The organism is Nocardia pseudovaccinii (assembly GCF_050942345.1).
Lineage (GTDB): Bacteria > Actinomycetota > Actinomycetes > Mycobacteriales > Mycobacteriaceae > Nocardia > Nocardia pseudovaccinii.
The window spans coordinates 7780328-7798936 of record NZ_CP192074.1; the positions used below are offsets into that span (position 1 = coordinate 7780328).

Annotated in this window: 18 protein-coding genes and 1 pseudogene; 10 read left to right on the forward strand and 9 right to left on the reverse strand. The window is 65.5% G+C overall.

The features are described 5' to 3' along the window. Positions 1 to 46: 46 nt before the first annotated feature. Positions 47 to 964, reverse strand: a complete 918-nt coding sequence (locus ACQPZ2_RS35215) for a LysR family transcriptional regulator (protein ID WP_433522363.1) — start codon at positions 962 to 964, stop codon at positions 47 to 49. Positions 965 to 1052: 88 nt separating this feature from the next. On the opposite strand from ACQPZ2_RS35215, the gene ACQPZ2_RS35220 reads away from it, so the two are divergent. Beyond that, the gene (locus ACQPZ2_RS35220) at positions 1053 to 2288 is read left to right on the forward strand and encodes an MFS transporter (RefSeq protein ID WP_433522364.1); all 1236 of its coding nucleotides are present in this window, start codon (positions 1053 to 1055) and stop codon (positions 2286 to 2288) included. Positions 2289 to 2670: 382 nt separating this feature from the next. Beyond that, positions 2671 to 3153 carry a zinc-ribbon domain-containing protein gene (locus ACQPZ2_RS35225; RefSeq protein WP_433522365.1) on the forward strand — a complete coding sequence of 161 codons (483 nt, stop codon included), beginning with the start codon at positions 2671 to 2673 and terminating at the stop codon, positions 3151 to 3153. A gap of 134 nt (positions 3154 to 3287) precedes the next feature. Here the strand turns inward: ACQPZ2_RS35225 and ACQPZ2_RS35230 are convergent, their stop codons facing one another. Beyond that, on the reverse strand, positions 3288 to 3914 hold the full coding sequence (locus ACQPZ2_RS35230; protein WP_433522366.1) for a TetR/AcrR family transcriptional regulator: 627 nt from the start codon (positions 3912 to 3914) through the stop codon (positions 3288 to 3290). A 230-nt stretch (positions 3915 to 4144) separates the two neighbouring features. Here ACQPZ2_RS35230 and ACQPZ2_RS35235 point away from each other — a divergent pair, with 230 nt between their 5' ends. Together ACQPZ2_RS35235 and ACQPZ2_RS35240 are read left to right on the forward strand one after the other, a co-directional pair. Beyond that, positions 4145 to 5077: a metal-dependent hydrolase gene (locus ACQPZ2_RS35235; RefSeq protein ID WP_433522367.1), complete on the forward strand. Its 933-nt coding sequence runs from the start codon at positions 4145 to 4147 to the stop codon at positions 5075 to 5077. Beyond that, positions 5077 to 6177 (forward strand): annotated as a pseudogene (locus ACQPZ2_RS35240) (hypothetical protein); the annotation flags it as partial. The gene ACQPZ2_RS35235 and the pseudogene ACQPZ2_RS35240, both read left to right, overlap by 1 nt. A 3-nt stretch (positions 6178 to 6180) precedes the next feature. On the opposite strand, the gene ACQPZ2_RS35245 reads toward ACQPZ2_RS35240, so the two are convergent. The 3 genes from ACQPZ2_RS35245 to hrcA all read right to left on the reverse strand — a co-directional run bounded on the left by ACQPZ2_RS35245 (position 6181) and on the right by hrcA (position 9201). Then, positions 6181 to 6921 (reverse strand): 16S rRNA (uracil(1498)-N(3))-methyltransferase, encoded by a 741-nt coding sequence (locus ACQPZ2_RS35245; RefSeq protein ID WP_433522368.1) that lies wholly within the window; start codon positions 6919 to 6921, stop codon positions 6181 to 6183. A 3-nt stretch (positions 6922 to 6924) separates the two neighbouring features. Continuing rightward, positions 6925 to 8076, reverse strand: a complete 1152-nt coding sequence (gene dnaJ / locus ACQPZ2_RS35250) for a molecular chaperone DnaJ (RefSeq protein WP_433522369.1) — start codon at positions 8074 to 8076, stop codon at positions 6925 to 6927. A gap of 93 nt (positions 8077 to 8169) precedes the next feature. Further along, positions 8170 to 9201 (reverse strand): heat-inducible transcriptional repressor HrcA, encoded by a 1032-nt coding sequence (hrcA, locus tag ACQPZ2_RS35255; RefSeq protein WP_063040803.1) that lies wholly within the window; start codon positions 9199 to 9201, stop codon positions 8170 to 8172. A 253-nt stretch (positions 9202 to 9454) separates the two neighbouring features. On the opposite strand from hrcA, the gene ACQPZ2_RS35260 reads away from it, so the two are divergent. After that, complete coding sequence (locus ACQPZ2_RS35260; protein WP_433522370.1) at positions 9455 to 10126, forward strand: hypothetical protein; 672 nt, start codon at positions 9455 to 9457, stop codon at positions 10124 to 10126. 19 nt (positions 10127 to 10145) lie between these two features. On the opposite strand, the gene ACQPZ2_RS35265 is transcribed toward ACQPZ2_RS35260, so the two are convergent. The 4 genes from ACQPZ2_RS35265 to ACQPZ2_RS35280 all read right to left on the reverse strand — a co-directional run bounded on the left by ACQPZ2_RS35265 (position 10146) and on the right by ACQPZ2_RS35280 (position 13375). Further along, positions 10146 to 10949 (reverse strand): alpha/beta fold hydrolase, encoded by an 804-nt coding sequence (locus tag ACQPZ2_RS35265; RefSeq protein WP_433522371.1) that lies wholly within the window; start codon positions 10947 to 10949, stop codon positions 10146 to 10148. Positions 10950 to 11303: 354 nt separating this feature from the next. After that, positions 11304 to 11519 (reverse strand): hypothetical protein, encoded by a 216-nt coding sequence (locus tag ACQPZ2_RS35270; protein ID WP_063040796.1) that lies wholly within the window; start codon positions 11517 to 11519, stop codon positions 11304 to 11306. A gap of 216 nt (positions 11520 to 11735) precedes the next feature. Further along, complete coding sequence (hemW, locus tag ACQPZ2_RS35275) at positions 11736 to 12941, reverse strand: radical SAM family heme chaperone HemW (RefSeq protein ID WP_433522372.1); 1206 nt, start codon at positions 12939 to 12941, stop codon at positions 11736 to 11738. 44 nt (positions 12942 to 12985) lie between these two features. Then, a complete protein-coding gene (locus tag ACQPZ2_RS35280; RefSeq protein WP_433522373.1) occupies positions 12986 to 13375 on the reverse strand; it encodes an SgcJ/EcaC family oxidoreductase in 390 nt (129 codons plus the stop codon). 212 nt (positions 13376 to 13587) lie between these two features. On the opposite strand from ACQPZ2_RS35280, the gene ACQPZ2_RS35285 reads away from it, so the two are divergent. The 5 genes from ACQPZ2_RS35285 to ACQPZ2_RS35305 all read left to right on the forward strand — a co-directional run bounded on the left by ACQPZ2_RS35285 (position 13588) and on the right by ACQPZ2_RS35305 (position 18582). After that, on the forward strand, positions 13588 to 13680 hold the full coding sequence (locus tag ACQPZ2_RS35285) for an Ms4527A family Cys-rich leader peptide (RefSeq protein WP_357470198.1): 93 nt from the start codon (positions 13588 to 13590) through the stop codon (positions 13678 to 13680). Between the two features lie 136 nt (positions 13681 to 13816). Further along, positions 13817 to 15616: a nitrite/sulfite reductase gene (locus ACQPZ2_RS35290; protein ID WP_433522374.1), complete on the forward strand. Its 1800-nt coding sequence runs from the start codon at positions 13817 to 13819 to the stop codon at positions 15614 to 15616. Between the two features lie 14 nt (positions 15617 to 15630). Continuing rightward, on the forward strand, positions 15631 to 16365 hold the full coding sequence (locus ACQPZ2_RS35295) for a phosphoadenylyl-sulfate reductase (protein ID WP_387290850.1): 735 nt from the start codon (positions 15631 to 15633) through the stop codon (positions 16363 to 16365). Beyond that, entirely contained in the window at positions 16362 to 17291 is a 930-nt protein-coding gene (gene cysD, locus ACQPZ2_RS35300; RefSeq protein ID WP_433522375.1) for a sulfate adenylyltransferase subunit CysD, read from the forward strand. Before ACQPZ2_RS35295 ends, cysD begins: the two co-directional genes overlap by 4 nt. Position 17292: 1 nt before the next feature. Continuing rightward, positions 17293 to 18582 (forward strand): sulfate adenylyltransferase subunit 1, encoded by a 1290-nt coding sequence (locus ACQPZ2_RS35305; protein ID WP_433522376.1) that lies wholly within the window; start codon positions 17293 to 17295, stop codon positions 18580 to 18582. Positions 18583 to 18609: the final 27 nt, after the last annotated feature.

The window sequence follows — 18609 nt, forward strand, 5'->3', positions numbered from 1 at the left end:
TCGAAATGGTCAGCTGACGGGGTGGCGATTGCCTGCTGATCGCTACCTACCGTCGTGGCATCTGGATTCCCCTGCGCCGGCGTGCCCAATCCTCGGTGAAGTCACGAAATCGACGCACCGCATCCGATGGCGGGGCGGTCGCCGACCAGATCAGCCCCACATCGCGGGCCGCTGCGGCATCGGCGAGCGGGACGGTCACGATGCCCGACAGCGAACCGGCTGCGGGCGTGGGATCTTCCAGCGGCAGCAGCGCGACGCCGAGTCCGGCCGCGACCAGTCCCGCGGCGGTGAGCAGGTCGCTCGATTCGAAGGCGATGCGGGGGCGGATATTCGCGGCGGCGCAGAGTTCGTCGAGAATCCGGCGCATACCGAAACCCGGATGCATGGTGATGAATTCGGCGTCGCCGAGCTCGGCGAGACGGATCTGTCGGCGGGCGGCGAGCCGATGTTCCGCGGGCACGGCCAGCGCGAGCGGCTGGGCGAGGAGTTTGCGCCAGCCGATGCCAGGGGCCGACGGACGGGGCGACACGATCGCCAAATCCGCTGTGCCGTCGACTATCTGGTGGATTACCGCGTCGAACGCGCCCTGCCAGAGGGTGAACGATATGCGCGAGGATCCGCGGCGGAAACCGCCGATCAGTTGCGGGATCAGCCAGCTGCCGAAGGAGTGCTGAAACGACAGGCGGACACCGCCTTTCGCGGGATCGGCAAGGTCGGCGACGGCTTGGGCTGCGGCATCGAGTTCGGACTGGGCGCGGCGGGCGTGTTCGTAGTAGGTCCGGCCGAATTCGTTCAGCACGATGCGTTTTCCGTGACGATCGAAGAGTTCGACGCCGAGGCGGCGCTCGAGGCGGGCCAGCATGCGCGAGAGCGTCGGCTGGGCGATATGCAGCCGCTCGGCAGCCGCGCCGACGCGCTCCAGTTCGGCGAGTGTCGTGAACCACAGCAGGTCGTCACCCAGCACGTACAGACCTTTCCTTATGCGTCCAATGCATTAGAAACCAGATTACTATTCATTTCCCTTCTTAAGAGCAAGTGTCGATTCTGGTGCCATGACCAGCACGGATGCCCGCTCGATCAACACATCACACGAACGTCGGATCACTACCGCGCTGTTCGCCGCAGGGCTGGCCACCTTCGTGTCGATGTACAGCGCGCAGGCGTTGCTGCCGAGTCTGTCGGCGGCATTCGGGGTCGCCCCGGCGCAGGCCGCTTTGGCCGTGTCGTTGACCACCGGGTTTCTTGCGTTGGCGATCGTGCCGGTGAGTGCGTTGTCCTCGCGGCTCGGGCGTACAACAGTGATGACCTGGTCGGCGGTGGTATCGGCGGTCATCGGTCTGCTGCTGCCGCTGAGCCCGTCGCTGGAGGTGCTGCTGGCGGGGCGGGCGCTGCAAGGGGTGGCGTTGGCCGGGGTGCCTGCGGTCGCAATGGCGTATTTGGCCGAGGAGATCGGAGGCGACGGGTTGGGTGCGGCGATGGGTGTTTATGTCGCGGGCACGTCGATCGGCGGGTTGTCCGGGCGGTTGATTCCGGCATTCGCGTTGGATCTGACCTCATGGCGCTGGGCCGAGGCCGCGGTCGGCGTTGCGGCGGCCGGGTGCACCGTCTGGTTCGTGCGTGGGTTGCCAGAGTCGCGTGAGTTCGTCGCTCGACCCGCCGGAATGCGTACCGTGCTGCGCGATATCGGCGCGCCGTTGCGGCACGGCGGGCTGCTTGCGCTGTTCGGGCTGGCCTTCGTTCTGGTGGGCGGATTCGTGTCGATCTACAACTTCCTCGGATATCGGCTGACCCGGCCGCCGTTCGAATTACCTGCGGCCGTGGCGGGTTCGGTGTTCCTGCTGTATCTGGCCGGCACGCTCGCCTCTGCCGCTGCCGGGCGTTGGGCCGATCGCATCGGTAAGCACCGCGTGCTCGCGGCATCCGTCGCGCTGATGGGTGTCGGCGTCCTGGTCAGCATCCCGGACCTATTGATCGCGGTCATCCTTGGGGTAGCCCTTTGCACCGCAGGGTTTTTCGGCGCCCACGCGGTGGCGAGCACCTGGGTCGGCGCGATAGCTCCCGGTGGCGCCGGATCGTCGCTGTACCTGTTCACCTACTACCTCGGCAGCGCCGTCATCGGCGGTACGACAGGGATCGCCTATGCGAAGGGAGGGTGGGCCGGGCTGGCGGCCTGCGTCGGTGTAATGATGGCTGTAGCCGCAGTCCTGGTGTGGTACTTGGCGATTCACACCCGCCGCGGAGTCGGAACCGTTGCTACTTCCCGAGTCTGTGCCGCGCCGACGGCGTGATATCCGGCGATCACCTACGGCGCTCATGACCGCGAGGTCGCAGGCCGACGTCCGGACCAAGCGTGGGTCGCGGCGGCGAAGGCAGTCCAACGTGTTTCGCAGGGCAGCCGGTGTCGCTGGCGTCGGCGGCGCGGCGGAGTTCGGATGACGGGCTGGTGCGGGCAACGGGTCTCGAGGCTGACTGCGAACGGCTGTATGCACCCGAGTCCGGACGCTTCCAGCAATTTATAAGCAAAGCCACTGGATATCGATCCACGGATAAGACCACAGCATTTGTGCCATATACGCAAACCGCAGGGGTGGCCGTCCGTTAACTACGGAGGCAGCCTGGCCGATCTACTACTGTGACCGATATCGAATTCTCTTACTTCGGGGGTTTCACATGCTGATCTTCGGCTGGCAGCGGCGTCTCCACACGCTCGCCATGATCACCTTGGTCTGCGGCCGCTGCGGCAACCCCGCCGCACACGCGCTGCGCAGACTGGCCACTACTTTCACAGTCTTCTTCATCCCGATCATCCCGCTCGGTAACAAGCACTACATGGAATGCACCTGGTGCGGCGCATCGACACCCCTCGCCGTACCCCAGGTCACCGGCCTCATCGCCCGCGCCAACGCCGAGAAAATGGGTTCCGCCCAGCCCCAGCACCCTGCCCCAGGCGGCCCCAACGCCAACTGGCCCGCCCCCGGCGCACCCAACGCCCACCCACAACAGGCCGCCCTCGCTGCACCCAACTCCAACTGGCAGCAGCAGCCAACTCTCGGCGCCCCTAACGCCCACGTGCAGCAACCCGTCCCCGGCGGACCGAACGCACCCTGGCAGCAGCCCGGCCCCAGCGCGCCGAACGGCCGGTGGCAGCACTGACCGAGCCTTCGGTCATGAACTGCCGCTTGCCGAACCCCTCGCCAGCCTCGACGACGAGTACGACACGGTCGAGTACGGCAGCGGTACCGTCCAGGAGATAGACGCCCATGTCGACGCCGAGGCCCGCAGGATCGTCAGCCCCCGCGTAGTCCGTCCGACCTCGGCTGGGCGACGATCGCGGCCCCCATCCAGCGTCGTAAATACCGACGCAGCTCATCATCACTGCGTGGCGGATTGCCCGGAGAAACGAAGAACGACTGCATCGTTCGCAGGATGTATTCGACGAGTTCGTGCAGGGACGCGTCGTCGTATCCGTAACGCGCCCAATCGACGTCGAAGCGTTTGATCATTGTCATGCCGAAGGTTTGTGCCGCTTCGGAGGTGAGGCCTTCGGGGTGCACATTCGAATATGTGCTGGACAGCAGAATGCCCAGGTGGGGCGTTCGACGCACATCGGACAGCGTGAAGACCACGCCCTCGGTCATGGCTTCGACAGGGTCCTCGATACCGCTGACCTGCTTCGTCAGCCGGTCCAGAAAACCGTCGACCGAAGCGATGGCCGCGGCCTGCATCAGCGCGTCCGCACTGGGGAAGTATCGATACACCGTCTGACGGATGACCCCCAGTGATTCCGCGACGTCGGCGATGCTGATCTCCGAACCCGTCTGTCCGATGAGATCGACTGCGGCGGCGACTATTCGACGGGACGCTTCTTCATCGCTGTTCGGCGGACTCCCGCCCCACCCGCGCCTTCCTGCCACTGCTCGCCCCCTCGGTTCGAACGATGTCCCTCGCATGCGAAACCGACAGCGGGACAACCCTGCCGACCGTCCTGATCAGGGGCTCTGACGCTACCACAGGGCCGTCATTGTCCCAGCTCGAGCAATTATCATCATACACATGACTCGATCTGTGTATGATCACCGGTATCGAAGCTTCGGCACGTCCGAACACGGCTACAGCCCCCTTCCGAATTACGAGGTACAGCCAAGTGACCGATCTGCAAGTCCGAAAGATGCGATTCGCATTCGCGGACTACGACGTACCGTTCCTGTGGAACGAAGAGAATCCGGCCTTCTCGTCCATGGCCAACGCGGTGTCCTTCCTGGCCATCGGCTTCGAGAAGATGATCGTCAATATGATTCGCGAGGCCATGCCGCGGATAACCGATCCCGCGGTCGCGGAGGAAGCGGACGCATTCGTGCGTCAGGAGGGCCAGCACTCGACGGCCCACCGCCAGCACGCCAATGCCCTGATCAGGCGATACCCCGGGCTCCAGGAGACCCTCAACGAAGTGATCGCGGAATTCGACCGCCTCACCGTGCAGACCCCCCTGGAATATCGGCTCGCCTACACCGCCGACCTGGAGGCCACCTTCACACCGGTGTTCAAATTGATGCTCGACAACGATTCGACCCTGTTCCGGCCGGGCGACGACCGTGTCGCATCGCTGTTCATCTGGCACTTCGTCGAGGAAGTCGAACATCGCAGTTCGGCGTTGATCATTTTCGATTCGATTGTCGGCAGCGACGCCTACCGCATGCGCATGGCGCCGTCGATCTTCCGGCACGTCATGAATGTCGTCAAGGTGGCCAGCGCAGGCTTCAATAAGCATGTGCCGCAGGAGGATCGGCGCATCGATGCACTGGCGATGTTCGCGACGCACCGGGGTAAGCAGAAGCTGCGGAAGTTGTTGCGGCTGCCCGTCGAGGACAACGGTCCGATGTCGCGCGCGTTCGACGATCTACGACTCGGCGAACAACTGATCGCGCTGGTGGGCATCATCCGCAGTCAATTGCCCAAGCACAATCCCGATCACGAGAAGCTGCCCGCACTCGCCGATGTGTGGTTCAAGCGCTATGACGCCGGTTACGACGTATCACATTGGTACACCGCCGATTCCATTGCGGCGCAGGGGGACTGATGGCCGATCATTGCGCACCCACCTTCGACGAACTCGCGAAGGCGCTCGGCTTTTCCTGTCAGGAGGCCGGTGGACTCGTCGAGGTGCGAAACCCTTTCGCATTGGAGAACTGGACGCTGCCGGTACTCGAGTTCACCATCGTCCTCGGCGCGGTGCTCGCGCTGATCTACGCGATTGTGCGCCTGCGACGTCACGGCGATCCGACAAATCTCGTGGTCTGGTTCGGCGCGACCGCATATCTGTTCATCATCGAACCACCGCTGTACTTTCCGGCGGCCTTCGGCATCGACGCACACGTCGACACGATGTTCGCGCACAACGTCTTCACCGTGGATTTCCTCTGGGGTCGGCTCCCCCTCTATATCGTGGCGATCTACCCATTGATGGCCACGTTGGCCTTCGAAATCGTCCGAATGCTGGGCGTTTTCCGTCGATACGGTGTGCTCGTCGGCGCCGTCTGCGTAGGCTTCGTCCACCACGGCTTCTATGAGATCTTCGACCACCTGGGACCGCAACTGCGCTGGTGGGAGTGGTCGACCGAGAATTCGCTCAATCAACCGATGTTCGACTCGGTTCCGCTACCGAGTGTGGTGGTATTCGCCGCGCTGTGGCCGATGTCGCTGGCGTTCTTCGTCCAGTTGCTCGTCGGTCGTCATATCGACCAGGGGCGCGGTTTCTCTGGACCGCAATTGGTGTGGCGCACTGTCGTCATCGGCATTCTCGGGTCGCTGGGTACGGGTGTATTGCCGATCCCGGCAACAGTTTTCGGCGCCGGGAGCACCACGTTGCGGGGATTCCTCTATGCGGCCGAATTGGTCGTCGTCAGCATTGTCGCGATTCCGATTCTCACTCGCCAGTGGCTGCGGCTACGGCGAGACCACTCGGACTACACGAACCGCTTCGTACGGATCTACGGCGTCGTGTACCTCGGCGTGATGGCGTTGCTCTGGGTAAGCGCGCTGCCCGATTACTTCGCTGCCGTCGACGGTTCGACGAGCAATGGCGACCCCATCGGGAATCTCTGGTACGCGCTGGCGTGTTTCGCGGTCGCAATACTTTGTGTGCTGGCGATCTTCACGGTGCCGTACCGAGCAGCCGAGCCGCTACCAGCGGGAGGTCAACGCGCCCAAGGCGCCGAGAGCGACGGCGGCGGCGGTGGAGGTGCGCAAGACGGTGGGGCCGAGCAGGGTTACGTCGGCGCCGGCAGCAGCGAAGGCGGTGAGCTCGGAGTCGTCTAGACCGCCTTCGGGGCCGACGATCAGCAGGATTTCGGTGGCCTTGTCGAACGGCAGCTCGACGAAGCGCGCGGTGCCGGATTCGTGTAGTGCCACCGCGATTCCGCCCGCGGCGACGACCGCACGGACCTTGTCGAGCAGGTCGCGGGTGCGGTGCAGGTCGGCGACCTCGGGGATGTAGGCGCGGCGGGACTGCCGTGCGGCCGAGCGGGCGGCGGCACGCCATTTCTCAACGGCCTTGTCCGCCTTGGCTTCCCAGTTGGCGATGCAGCGCGCGGCCTGCCACGGGATGATGACATCGGCGCCCGCCTCGGTCATCAGCTCGACGGCCAGCTCCGAGCGGTCGGACTTCGGCAGCGCCTGCACAATGGTCACCCGTGGCGTCGCGGGCGCGGCGAGCACCCGATCGAGCACCTTCAGCTCGAGCCGATCCTTCTGCGCCGCAACAACTTCCGATGCCGCGAGCAGACCGGAGCCGTCGGACAGCGTGATCGGCTCGCCGACCCGGATGCGGCGCACCGTCGCGGCATGGCGTCCCTCCGGACCGTCCAGCACCGCGATGGCACCTGGCTCCGGAATATCGGAGAGATAGAAGACCGTGGCGGCCAACGACTATCGCCCGCTGAACGACGCTCGCAGCCGGGCGAACAGGCCGCTGTTGTGCTCGGACTGCGCCGACATCACCTCGGCGCGATCACCGGTGCGCATGCCCTTGTATTTGCGCAGCAGATCGGTGGTCTTGGCGTCGAGTTTGGTCGGCACCACGATGTCCAGATGGGCGAGCAGATCACCGCGCGCGCCGGAGCGCAGGCGCGGCATGCCGTGGCCGCGAAGCACCGAGATCTCGCCCGGCTGGGTGCCCGGCGGAATGGTCAGCTCGGTCGGGCCGTCCAGGATGGTATCGATGACGACCGTGGTGCCGAGTGCGGCATCGACCATCGGCACCCGGATGGTGCAATGCAGATCGTCGCCGTCGCGAACAAAGACATCGTGTGGCTGCTCGACGATCTCCACATACAGATCGCCCGCGTGCCCACCGCCGGGACCGACCTCGCCCTGCGCGGCCAGCCGCACCCGCATGCCATTGGCGACACCGGCCGGAATCGGCGCGGCGATCTCGCGACGCGCCCGCACCCGCCCGTCGCCGCCGCACTTGTGGCACGGATCGGGAATGGTCTCACCCGCGCCGCGACAGGTCGGACACGGACGTGAGGTCAGCACCTGACCGAGGAACGAACGTTGCACGGACTGGACCTCGCCCGCCCCACCACAGGTCTCGCAGCGCACCGCCTTGGACTTGCCGTTGGTGCCCGCGCCGTGGCAGATATCGCAGAGGATGGCGGTGTCGACGGTCAGGTGCTTGGTGACCCCGACCGCGCATTCGGCCAGGCTGAGCCGGGTCCGCAGCAGCGAATCGGCGCCGGGCTGCACCCGGCCGCGCGGCTTGCGCGTCCCGCCGGAACCGCTCATACCGCCGAAGAAGGCCTCGAAGACATCGCCGAGCCCGCCGAAACCGGCGCCGGTGAAGCCCGCGCCGCCGCCACCGGACTCCAACGGATCGCCGCCCATATCGACGACGCGCCGCTTCTCCGGATCCGACAGCACCTCGTAGGCGGTCGACACTTCCTTGAACCTGGCCTGCGCCGCCTCGTCGGGGTTGACGTCGGGGTGGAGCTCCCGCGCCAGCTTGCGGTAGGCGCGCTTGATCTCCTGGTCGGTCGCGTTCTTCGCAACGCCGAGCAGTCCGTAGTAGTCCCGTGCCACTTTGAGTTCTCTAGTCCTTGGTTTGCAACAGCATTAGTCGGATGCACTCAACTTTATCCGCCGGAGGATCGAGCGTATCAGCGACGGGTGCCCTCAGCGCTCCGCGAGCACCTCACCGATATAACGGGCAACGGCCGCGACCGATGCGATGGTCCCCGGATAGTCCATCCGGGTCGGACCCAGCACGCCCATACCGCCGAGCACCGCACCCGCGGCACCGTAGCCGGTCGACACGACCGAGGTTCCGCGCATCTGCTCGACCTGGGTCTCCTCGCCGATGCGCACCGTGATGGTGCCCGGATGCTGGGCGGCCGCGAGCAGCTTCAGCACGATCACCTGCTCCTCCAGTGCCTCGAGCACATCGCGCAGCGAACCGGGGAAGACGAAGTCGGCGGCATTGCGGGTCAGGTTGGCGGTGCCGCCGAGCACCAGCCGCTCTTCCGGATGCTCGACCAAGGTCTCGACCAGCACGGTCGAGACGCGCACCAGCACATCCTTCAGCCGCACCGGCGCTCGCTCGGGCAATTCCGCGACGGCCGCGGAGGCGTCGGACAGGCGCTTGCCGTCCATCGCACCACCGAGCATGCCGCGCAGCGCGGCCAGGTCCTGATCATCGACGAGTGCGCCGAGTTCCACCAGACGCTGGTCGACGCGACCGGTGTCGGTGATCACGACCAGCAGCAACCGCGCCGGATTCAGCGCGACCACCTCGATGTGGCGGACCGTGGACGCCGACACCGTCGGATACTGGACGACCGCGACCTGACGGGTGAGCTGAGCAAGCAGCCGAACACCGCGGCGCAGCACGTCGTCGAGATCGACGCCGGACTCCAGGAATTCCATGATCGCCCGGCGCTCGGCCGGCGAGAGCGGCTTCACTTCGGAGATGCGGTCGACGAACTGCCGGTAGCCCTTGTCGGTCGGAATGCGACCGGAACTGGTGTGCGGCTGGGTGATGTAGCCCTCGGCCTCCAGCACCGCCATATCGTTGCGAACCGTCGCGCTGGATACTCCGAGGTTGTGCCGCTCCACCAGGGTCTTCGACCCGATCGGCTCCTTGGTCGCGACATAGTCCGCGACGATCGCACGCAGGACCTCGAAGCGCCGATCCTCGGTGCTCGACATGGGCCCCACCTCCTCGCTCGTCCTCGGGTACGTCGTAACGGTCACGTGCGCACCGTCCGCATCGACCCGAATTCGATGCAGGCTACTAGGTACGTCTGTTTATCCAGTCTAATTGCCTATTCGACAATTGCCCGTTCGCACACCATGGACGCATGTGACCCAGATCCCCTCGACACCGACTGACGTTGCGCCGGAGCGAGATCCGACTGCTAACCTCACCGCGCAGCCAGTGTGACAGGGGGATTCGAAAGCCGTGAACGAACCGGACTATCCGCAAATCCTCGCGCCCGCCCTCGGCGGTCCGGCAACTCCACCGATCGGCTTCCGCCCCTTCGGGTTGCCGCCGAAAGCGCCGGACTACCGCGTGCTGCGGGTGGCCGACTATGTGCTGCCCGACGGCTCGCTCCCCCAGACCCCGATGCCGCCCTACCGAGGCACCCTCCTGCCGTTCAATTTCATCCTGGCGCACGGCGTCGACGAGAACGATCCGATGCCCCGCTTCCAGCCGGAACCCGCGGAGACCGGAATCGCGTTGGTGGCGTCCTGCATGCCGAGGGTCTTGGCGCATCTGTTCACCCGCCCGGACGTCGTGCTCAACGGACAGCACGTGCCGCAGAAGGTCGGCTGGGGCGTCACCTTCATTCCCGCCGAACCGGGACTACACCATCTGCGCGTCGGACCACCACCATGGCGAGCGCCCTGGTCCCGCTTCGGCAGCCACCCCATGGCCGCCGACATCATGGTGCCGGTCACCGCAGACCACGAGACCCGCGTCTACTCCCGGGCATCCATGGCCGTCAGCACCCCGGGCCGACTCGGACCACAACCACAGCGCTGGATTCCCGGCATTATCAGCTGGCTGTTGTTCACCTCTATAGCGATCCTGGCCATGGTGCTCGGCGCTTACCAAGTGCTCACCTACTAGGCCCGGCGATCGGACCCTGTTATCGACCGGCGGCGGCTTCTACCAGGGCGGCGACCTCGGTGGGGCGGGAGACCAGGGAGGCGTGGGAGGCGTCGATTTCGCTGGTGTGGGCACCCATGCGGTCTGCCATGAAGCGTTGGGAGGCAGGGGGGATTACGCGGTCGTTGGCTGAGACGAGGTACCAGCTGGGGGTTGCGGACCAGGAGGGAGCGCCGGAGGGCTCGACGTTGGCGGATACGGCCAGGGAGCGTTGGTGGGCGATCATGTCGGCGGCTACTTCGGGGGATACGTCTTGGGCGAAGACGGAGTTGAAGTAGGCAGGGGCTACGTAGCCGTCGATGTTCTTGCCTGCCAAGCCATTTGGATCGTCGACGACGCGTACCTGAAGCGCCGGAGGCAGTAACTGGCTGCCGGGGAAGCTGATCGGGTTGAGTTCGAGGAGACCGGTTTCGCCCTGCACTGGGGCGAAGGCCGCAATGTAGACCAGCGCTTGGACTTTCGGGTCGTGGACATTGGTGATGACGAAGCCGCCATACGAATGGCCCACCAGGACAACAGGTCCGGCGATGGTGTCCAGGGTTCGCTGGATGGCCGCGGCGTCGAAGGCAGGGCCGCGCAGCGGGTTGTCGGGAACAACCACTTGATAACCGCGGTCGCGCAGCGTCGCGGCTACGCCGTTCCAACTCGTGGTGTCGGCGAAGGCGCCGTGCACGAGCACGATCGTCGGGAGGGGTTCGGCAGTCGCTGGGGCGACCGCGAGGACAGGCGTGAAAGCCAAGGTGAGCGCCGCGATGCAGGCGCGAAGACTACGGGTGATTTTCATCAGAGTCCTGCCTGTCGTCGTTGATGCTGTCGGCTCATGATGTTGTCACCTTTTGCCGAGCCCCGACACGCAGACGGACTGATCAGTCGGTTACGGCGCTCTGCGTGAGCACCGACTATCGCGCATCAACCCGCCCGAATTGGTGCACGACGACGCGGAGTCCCGAGCGCTTGTGACACTGACTCCGCGCTGCCGCAAAGGCTCGAGCACCTCACATAGCCGGTCACTATCTCGCACACAGTAGACGTTGTGCGAGATAGTGACGGCTTGTGTGGGAGCGCAACCCGAGGCCGGATGTCGCTGCGGCAGACGGCACCCCGGGACGGCACGGACCGAGAGCGAACTAGCCCGCTGCTAGAGCTCGGACGCGGTTCTTGCCATCTTGCCCGCCAGTGCGTCGAGGCCGAGCATGGCGAGTAAGGACTCGCAATCCGCTGCGTTCTCGGCGTGGCTGGCGACCGTCCTGGCGGCTATCGCGCACTGTCTCGCGTTTTCGGCCTTCTCGGCGGCGCGCGCCTCGGCGAACTCGCTCTGCTCAGGGATCAGGGTGATGTGTCGTGCCGATGGCATAAGACTCCTTGGGTTGGCCCGAAGCCTACGCGTCTTTACCGATCTGTGATAGCGCAACGGCCGGTATGCATGAACTCAGCCGTGAAGTGGGGGTAAGTCACAATGCCCGCTATGCCGGTTCCTGCTTGCCGTTTCGCAGGTATCCAGCAACTCGACGATGACCTTGTCGCCCCGCCGTGTGAGTGATCGAGACGGCGACGAAAAGCCCGAGCGGAGTCAGGTCAGGAGGTCCCGAACGACGCCGTCGGCGAGTAGGCGGCCGCGGTCGGTGAGGATCAGATGGTCACCGGAGCGAACTGCCAGACCGTCGGCGACGATTCGGGTTGCGGCGGCGGATTCCGTCGGGGCCAACTCGTTCAGCGGCAGACCGGTGCGCAAGCGAACGGTGAGCATGACGCGTTCGGTGTGCTGTTCGTCGGCAGTGAGCATTTCCCAGCCTGCCGCGGGAAAACCACCGCGCGCGACGGTATCGGCATAGCGCGCAGGGTGTTTGACGTTCCACCACCGCACGCCGCCGACGTGGCTGTGCGCGCCGGGCCCCGCGCCGAGCCAGTCGCCGCCGTCCCAGTACCCGAGGTTGTGCCGACAGCGCGCGGAATCGCCTGCGGCCCAATTGGATACCTCGTACCAAGTGAGGCCTGCCGCAGCGAGACGAGAGTCGATGCGCTCATAGCGGGCAGCGAGCACATCGTCATCGGGAGCGGGCAGTTCGCCGCGACGCACGCGACGGGCCAGCGCGGTGCCGTCCTCGACGATGAGCGAGTAGGCCGAGACGTGGTCGACACCCGCGCTCAGCACCGCGTCCAGGCTCGCGTCCAGATCGCTGTCATGTTCGCCCGGCGTGCCGTAGATCAGGTCGAGGTTCACATGGTCGAATCCGGCAGCGCGAGCCTCTTTCGCCGCGGCGACGGCTCGGCCCGGCGTGTGGGTGCGGTCCAGCACCTTCAGCACATGCCGGGCCGCGGATTGCATGCCCAGCGACACCCGGGTGAATCCGGCCGCGCGGATACGTTCGAAGAACTCCGGTGCGGTCGACTCCGGATTGGATTCGGTGGTCACCTCGGCATCGGCGGAGAGGGTGAAGTTCGCACGCACCGAGTCCAGCACGTCCGCCAAGCCGTCACCGCCGAGCAGTGACGGCGTGCCACCGCCGACGAAGATCGTCGCCACCTCGGGCGTGGTGGTCGGCAGCGCAGCGAACCGTTCGGCCGCCGTCGCCAACTCACCGCGCAGCGCCTCGAGCCAGGACTGCGGCGACGCCGAGGTGCCCAGCTCGCCAGCGGTATAGGTGTTGAAATCGCAATATCCGCAGCGTGTGGCACAGAACGGAACGTGGATGTAGATCCCGAACGGCCCGCCGCCGAAGTCGCGCAACACCAGGGCAGGCGTCTCGGCTTCGATCGGGGCGGCGGCGGAACTCACCCCTCCAGTGTGACCGCCGCTCCCCTGGGCCGTTGCGGGCGGGTTCAGTCGGCGACCACGGTGTTCTGATTCGCGGTGAGGAGCCAGCGTCCGTCCTCCTTGGCCATGACGTACATCGGCGAGCCCTGACCGGACAGCTGGCCCGCGCCGTCGAAGTACCGCTGGACCACCTTGACCGCAGCCACGTCCGGACGGATGAACAGCACATGCTCGACCTCGTAGGTCGCGGTACCGTCCCGCATCGCACCCGGCAGCACCCGAGCGGTGAACTCACCGATGGCCGCGCGGCCGAACAGTCGCTTGCCGCCTCCGGTCGTCCAGATGGCGTCCTCGCGGAACAGACCGACGAATTCGTCGACGAGCTCGTTCTGCTGGGAATGTTGAATTGTGGCGACGACCTCGCGGATGGCGTCCAGATCGGTATCGGTACTCATGCGACCGAGCTTGCTACCTCGACCTAACTCGAGGTCAATCCGAGTGACTCGCTTCACTGGCGATGATCCTGACGAATCATGCGACGCATTGCGACCGCTGACTATGACAGCCATCACAATCGGCCCGCATAGTCCAGGGAATTTCCCTCGATTTCGCGGGAAATATGGCCGCGCGGTCGGAAGGGCCACCCTGACGTGGCACAATAGGCCGCATGCGCGGATCTGGAGTACGACTTGTGGCACGTCGCCACGTCGACTACAAGCGCGTCTGTAGCGCCTGCTGTCTGCCCGGTTCTCTTCGGTAGCTCAGCGGCGCGCATTCCCGGGTTTGCCCGGTGATTCCCCGATTTCGACGGACATCGGCCCGCTGACACCGCAGGCGTGAGTCAGCCCCTCACGCCTTCAGCACGGATGTACCTTCACCCAGCAGGAGCGACCCCCATGACGTCGAGCACCGACGCCGGTCCCACGGATCAGCCCGGTTCCGGGCCCCACGCGCGCCCGCAGCGCCCGGCCTCCGAACGACGGGTCCGCCCGGACCGTCCCCGGACCGAGGCAGCGGCGGGTCCGCGAGTCCGCACCGGTAAGCCGGTGCGCCGCAAGGCCGAGGGCCAGTGGGCGCTCGGCTACCGCGAGCCGCTGAACCCGAACGAGCAGTCCAAGAAGGACGACAACCCGCTCAATGTCCGGGCCCGGATCGAGAACATCTATTCCAAGCAGGGCTTCGACAGCATCGACAAGGGCGATCTGCGCGGCCGGTTCCGCTGGTGGGGTCTCTACACCCAGCGCGAGCAGGGCTACGACGGCACCTGGACCGGGGACGAGAACATCGACATTCTCGAGGCCAGGTACTTCATGATGCGCATCCGCTGCGATGCGGGCGCATTGAATGTCGCGCAGCTGAAGACCCTCGGCCAGATCTCCACCGAATTCGCCCGCGACACCGCCGACCTGTCCGACCGCGAGAACGTCCAGTACCACTGGATCGAGGTCGAGAACGTCCCCGAGATCTGGAAGCGGATCGAAGGCGTCGGCCTGAAGACCACCGAGGCGTGCGGCGACTGCCCGCGCGTGGTGCTCGGCTCGCCGCTGGCCGGTGAATCACTCACCGAGATCATCGACCCGACGCCCGCGATCGACGAGATCGTGCGCCGCTACATCGGCAAGAAGGAGTACTCCAACCTGCCGCGTAAGTTCAAGACCGCGATCTCGGGCCAGCAGGATGTGGTGCACGAGATCAACGATGTCGCGTTCGTCGGGGTGAATCATCCCGAACACGGCCCGGGTCTGGATCTGTGGGTCGGCGGTGGTCTGTCGACGAATCCGATGCTGGCCCAGCGCGTCGGCGTGTGGGTGCCGCTGGACGAGGTTCCCGATGTGTGGGAGGCCGTCGTCTCGCTGTTCCGCGATTACGGCTACCGCCGCCTGCGCACCAAGGCCAGGCTCAAGTTCCTCATCAAGGACTGGGGCATCGAGAAGTTCCGTCAGGTGCTCGAGGACGAGTACCTGAAGCGCAAGCTGATCGACGGACCGGCGCCGGAGCAGCCGAAGAAGCCGATCGATCATGTCGGCGTGCAGAAGCTGCGCAACGGGCTCAATGCGATCGGCTTCTCCCCCATCGCGGGCCGGGTTTCGGGCACGGTCCTGACCAAGGTCGCCGACGCGGCGGAGAAGTACGGCTCGGACCGGATCCGGTTCACCCCGTACCAGAAGCTGATCGTGCTCGATATCGCCGACGACAAGGTCGACGCGCTGATCGACGAGCTGGAACCCCTTGGCCTGCAGGCACGTCCGTCGCTGTGGCGCCGGAACCTGATGGCCTGCTCCGGAATCGAATTCTGCAAGCTCTCCTTCGCCGAGACCCGCAAGCGTTCCCAGGCGCTGGTGCCGGAGTTGGAGGAGCGGCTCGCGGATCTCAATGCGCAGCTGGACGTTCCGGTGACCATCAATATCAACGGCTGCCCGAACTCCTGCGCGCGTGCGCAGGTCGCCGATATCGGCTTCAAGGGTCAGCTGATCGATGACGGCGCCGGGAATCATGTCGAGGGTTTCCAGGTTCATCTCGGTGGCAGCCTCGGCTTCGACAGCGCCTTCGGTCGCAAATTGCGTCAGCACAAGGTGACCACCAACGAGCTCGGTGACTACATCGAACGGGTGGTGCGCAACTTCATCAAGCACCGCGAGGACGGCGAACGGTTCGCTCAGTGGGCGGTTCGTGCCGACGAGGCCGACCTTCGGTAAATGGGAGAACTAGCGTGACAACGGATCAAGTAACGGCGGACCTGCCCGCGAAGCTGTCGGAAGACGAATTGCGGGCTATCGCCGAAAAAGGCGCGGCCGAACTCGGTGCCGACGCCACGGCACTGGATTTGCTGCGGTGGACCGAGGACGTCTTCGGCACCGGCTACATCGTCGCCTCGAATATGCAGGACGGCGTGCTGGTTCACCTTGCCGCCCAAGTGCATTCGGGTGTGGACGTGCTGTTCCTGGATACCGGCTACCACTTCGCCGAGACCATCGGCACCCGGGATGCGGTGGAGGCCGTATACGGCGTGAATGTGATCAATGTGCGGCCGGAAAGCACTGTGGCCGAACAGGATCAGCTGCTCGGCAAGGATTTGTTCGCGCGCGATGCCGGTGAATGCTGCCGGTTGCGCAAGGTTGTGCCGCTGAAGCGCTCGCTCGGCGGTTACAACGCCTGGGTCACCGGCATCCGCCGCGTGGAGGCCCCGACCCGGGCCAACGCCCCGCTCATCTCGTTCGACGAGGCGTTCGGACTGGTGAAGATCAACCCGATCGCCGCCTGGTCCGACGACGAGATGCAGGCCTATATCGAACAGCACGGCATTCTCGTCAATCCCCTGGTGGAGGAGGGATATCCGTCCATCGGCTGCGCTCCGTGCACACGGAAGCCGGAGCCGGGCTCCGATCCGCGAAGCGGCCGCTGGGCCGGCCTCGCCAAGACCGAATGCGGGTTGCATCAGTCATGACCGAAACCATCAGCGCACGTTCCTTGGGCATCACCGATTTCGACACCCTCGCGGCATTGGAGTCGGAGTCGATCCACATTTTCCGTGAGGTGGCAGGTGAATTCGAGCGGCCGGTGATCCTGTTCTCCGGCGGCAAGGATTCCACGGTGCTGCTGCACCTGGCGCTCAAGGCCTTCTGGCCCGCGCCGCTGCCGTTCGCGCTGCTGCACGTCGACACCGGGCACAACCTGCCCGAGGTGCTCGAGTTCCGCGACAAGGTGGTCGAAAAGTACGGTCTGCGACTGCATGTCGCGAAGGTCGAGGACTACCTGGCCGATGGCCGTCTCACCGAGCGCCCGGACGGTATCCGCAATCCGCTGCAGACGGTTCCGCTGCTGGATGCCATCACCGAGCTCCGCTTCGACGCGGTCTTCGGCGGTGGCCGCCGCGACGAAGAGCGTTCGCGCGCCAAGGAGCGAATCTTCTCGCTGCGCAATGCCTTCGGGCAGTGGGATCCGAAGCGGCAGCGGCCCGAGCTGTGGAATCTGTACAACGGCAAGCACGCTCCCGGCGAGCACGTCCGGGTGTTCCCGCTGAGCAACTGGACCGAACTCGACATCTGGCGCTACATCGCGCGTGAGGATATCGATCTGGCGAGCATCTACTACTCGCACGAGCGCCCGGTGTACCAGCGCGACGGCATGTGGATGACCCCCGGCGTCTGGGGCGGCCCGCGCGATGGCGAGCTGCTGGAGACCCGTTCGGTGCGCTACCGCACCGTCGGCGACGGATCATCCACCGGCGCAATTCTTTCCGACGCGGCCGATAACGAGGCGATTCTCGCCGAAGTGGCCGCGTCCCGTTTGACCGAGCGCGGCGCGACCCGTGGTGACGACCGAGTGTCGGAGGCCGCGATGGAAGACCGCAAACGAGAGGGATATTTCTGATATGTCCGACCTACTGAGGCTGGCCACCGCCGGTTCTGTCGACGACGGTAAGTCCACCCTGGTCGGACGCCTGCTCTACGATACGAAATCCGTACTGGCCGACCAGATCGACGCCGTCACCCGCGCGTCGGTGGACAAAGGTCTTGCCACGCCGGATCTTTCGCTGCTCGTGGACGGGCTGCGCGCGGAACGCGAACAGGGCATCACCATCGATGTCGCCTACCGCTACTTCGCAACGCCCAAACGGTCTTTCGTGCTCGCGGACACGCCCGGGCATGTGCAGTACACCCGCAACACCGTTTCCGGCGCGTCCACCGCGCAGCTGGTGATCCTGCTCGTCGACGCGCGCAAGGGCGTCATCGAGCAGACCCGTCGGCATGCCGCGGTCCTCGCGCTGCTCGGCGTGCCGAAGCTGGTGCTCGCGGTGAACAAGATCGACCTGGTCGATGATCCGGCGACCGTATTCGCCGCGATCTCGGCCGAATTCAACACCCTCACCAGCACGCTCGGCTGGGCCGCCGAGGATGTGCTGGAGATTCCGGTCTCCGCACTGCACGGTGACAATATCGCCTCGCGCTCGGCGAACACTCCGTACTACGACGGACCTTCGCTGATCGAGCACCTCGAATCGGTACCGGTAGATGCCGACAGCTCGGGCGAGCACGCGATCGGCCTGCGCTTCCCGGTGCAGTACGTGATCCGTCCGCGCACTGCCGAATACCCGGACTACCGCGGCTACGCGGGTCAGATCGCGGCGGGCTCGGTCTCGCCGGGCGACGAAATCGTGGTGCTGCCGTCGGGCATTCGTTCCACCGTCGAGCGCGTCGACACCCCCGATGGTGAGCTCGCCGTCGCACAGGTCGGCCGCAGCGTCACGCTGATCCTGGCCGACGATGTGGACATCTCGCGCGGTGACATCATCGCCTCCCCCGCCGATGCGCCCGAGCCGACCGACTCCTTCGACGCGACCGTCTGCTGGCTCGGCGATAAGCCGCTGCGTCCCGGCGCGCGACTGCTGCTCAAGCACGGCACCCGCACCACGCAGGCGATTGTCGGCGCGCTCGTCGAGCGGTTCGACGAGCAGAACCTGACGGCCGAGGCGAGTCCGGAGTCGTTGGCGCTCAACGATATCGGCCGCATCTCCGTGCGCGTCGCCGAGCCGATCGCGGCCGACGACTACCGCGTCAACCGGCACACCGGCAGCTTCCTGCTCATCGATCCGGCGGGCGGCAATACCCTCGCCGCCGGTCTGGTCGGTGACGTGCTGACCGCGGTCGAGGTCGGAGTCTGAGGTGAGTTCGCCCGGTGGTATCGGCTC

Excerpts from the sequence above, each read along its gene's own strand:
- ACQPZ2_RS35220 (WP_433522364.1), top strand. The coding sequence starts at position 1,053 with ATGACCAGCACGGATGCCCGCTCGATCAACACATCACACGAACGTCGG.
- ACQPZ2_RS35225 (WP_433522365.1), top strand. The coding sequence starts at position 2,671 with ATGCTGATCTTCGGCTGGCAGCGGCGTCTCCACACGCTCGCCATGATC.
- hrcA (WP_063040803.1), bottom strand. The coding sequence starts at position 9,201 with ATGTCGAGCACCGAGGATCGGCGCTTCGAGGTCCTGCGTGCGATCGTC.
- ACQPZ2_RS35265 (WP_433522371.1), bottom strand. The coding sequence starts at position 10,949 with ATGAAAATCACCCGTAGTCTTCGCGCCTGCATCGCGGCGCTCACCTTG.
- ACQPZ2_RS35270 (WP_063040796.1), bottom strand. The coding sequence starts at position 11,519 with ATGCCATCGGCACGACACATCACCCTGATCCCTGAGCAGAGCGAGTTC.
- ACQPZ2_RS35280 (WP_433522373.1), bottom strand. The coding sequence starts at position 13,375 with ATGAGTACCGATACCGATCTGGACGCCATCCGCGAGGTCGTCGCCACA.
- ACQPZ2_RS35285 (WP_357470198.1), top strand. The coding sequence starts at position 13,588 with ATGCGCGGATCTGGAGTACGACTTGTGGCACGTCGCCACGTCGACTAC.
- ACQPZ2_RS35290 (WP_433522374.1), top strand. The coding sequence starts at position 13,817 with ATGACGTCGAGCACCGACGCCGGTCCCACGGATCAGCCCGGTTCCGGG.
- cysD (WP_433522375.1), top strand. The coding sequence starts at position 16,362 with ATGACCGAAACCATCAGCGCACGTTCCTTGGGCATCACCGATTTCGAC.
- ACQPZ2_RS35305 (WP_433522376.1), top strand. The coding sequence starts at position 17,293 with ATGTCCGACCTACTGAGGCTGGCCACCGCCGGTTCTGTCGACGACGGT.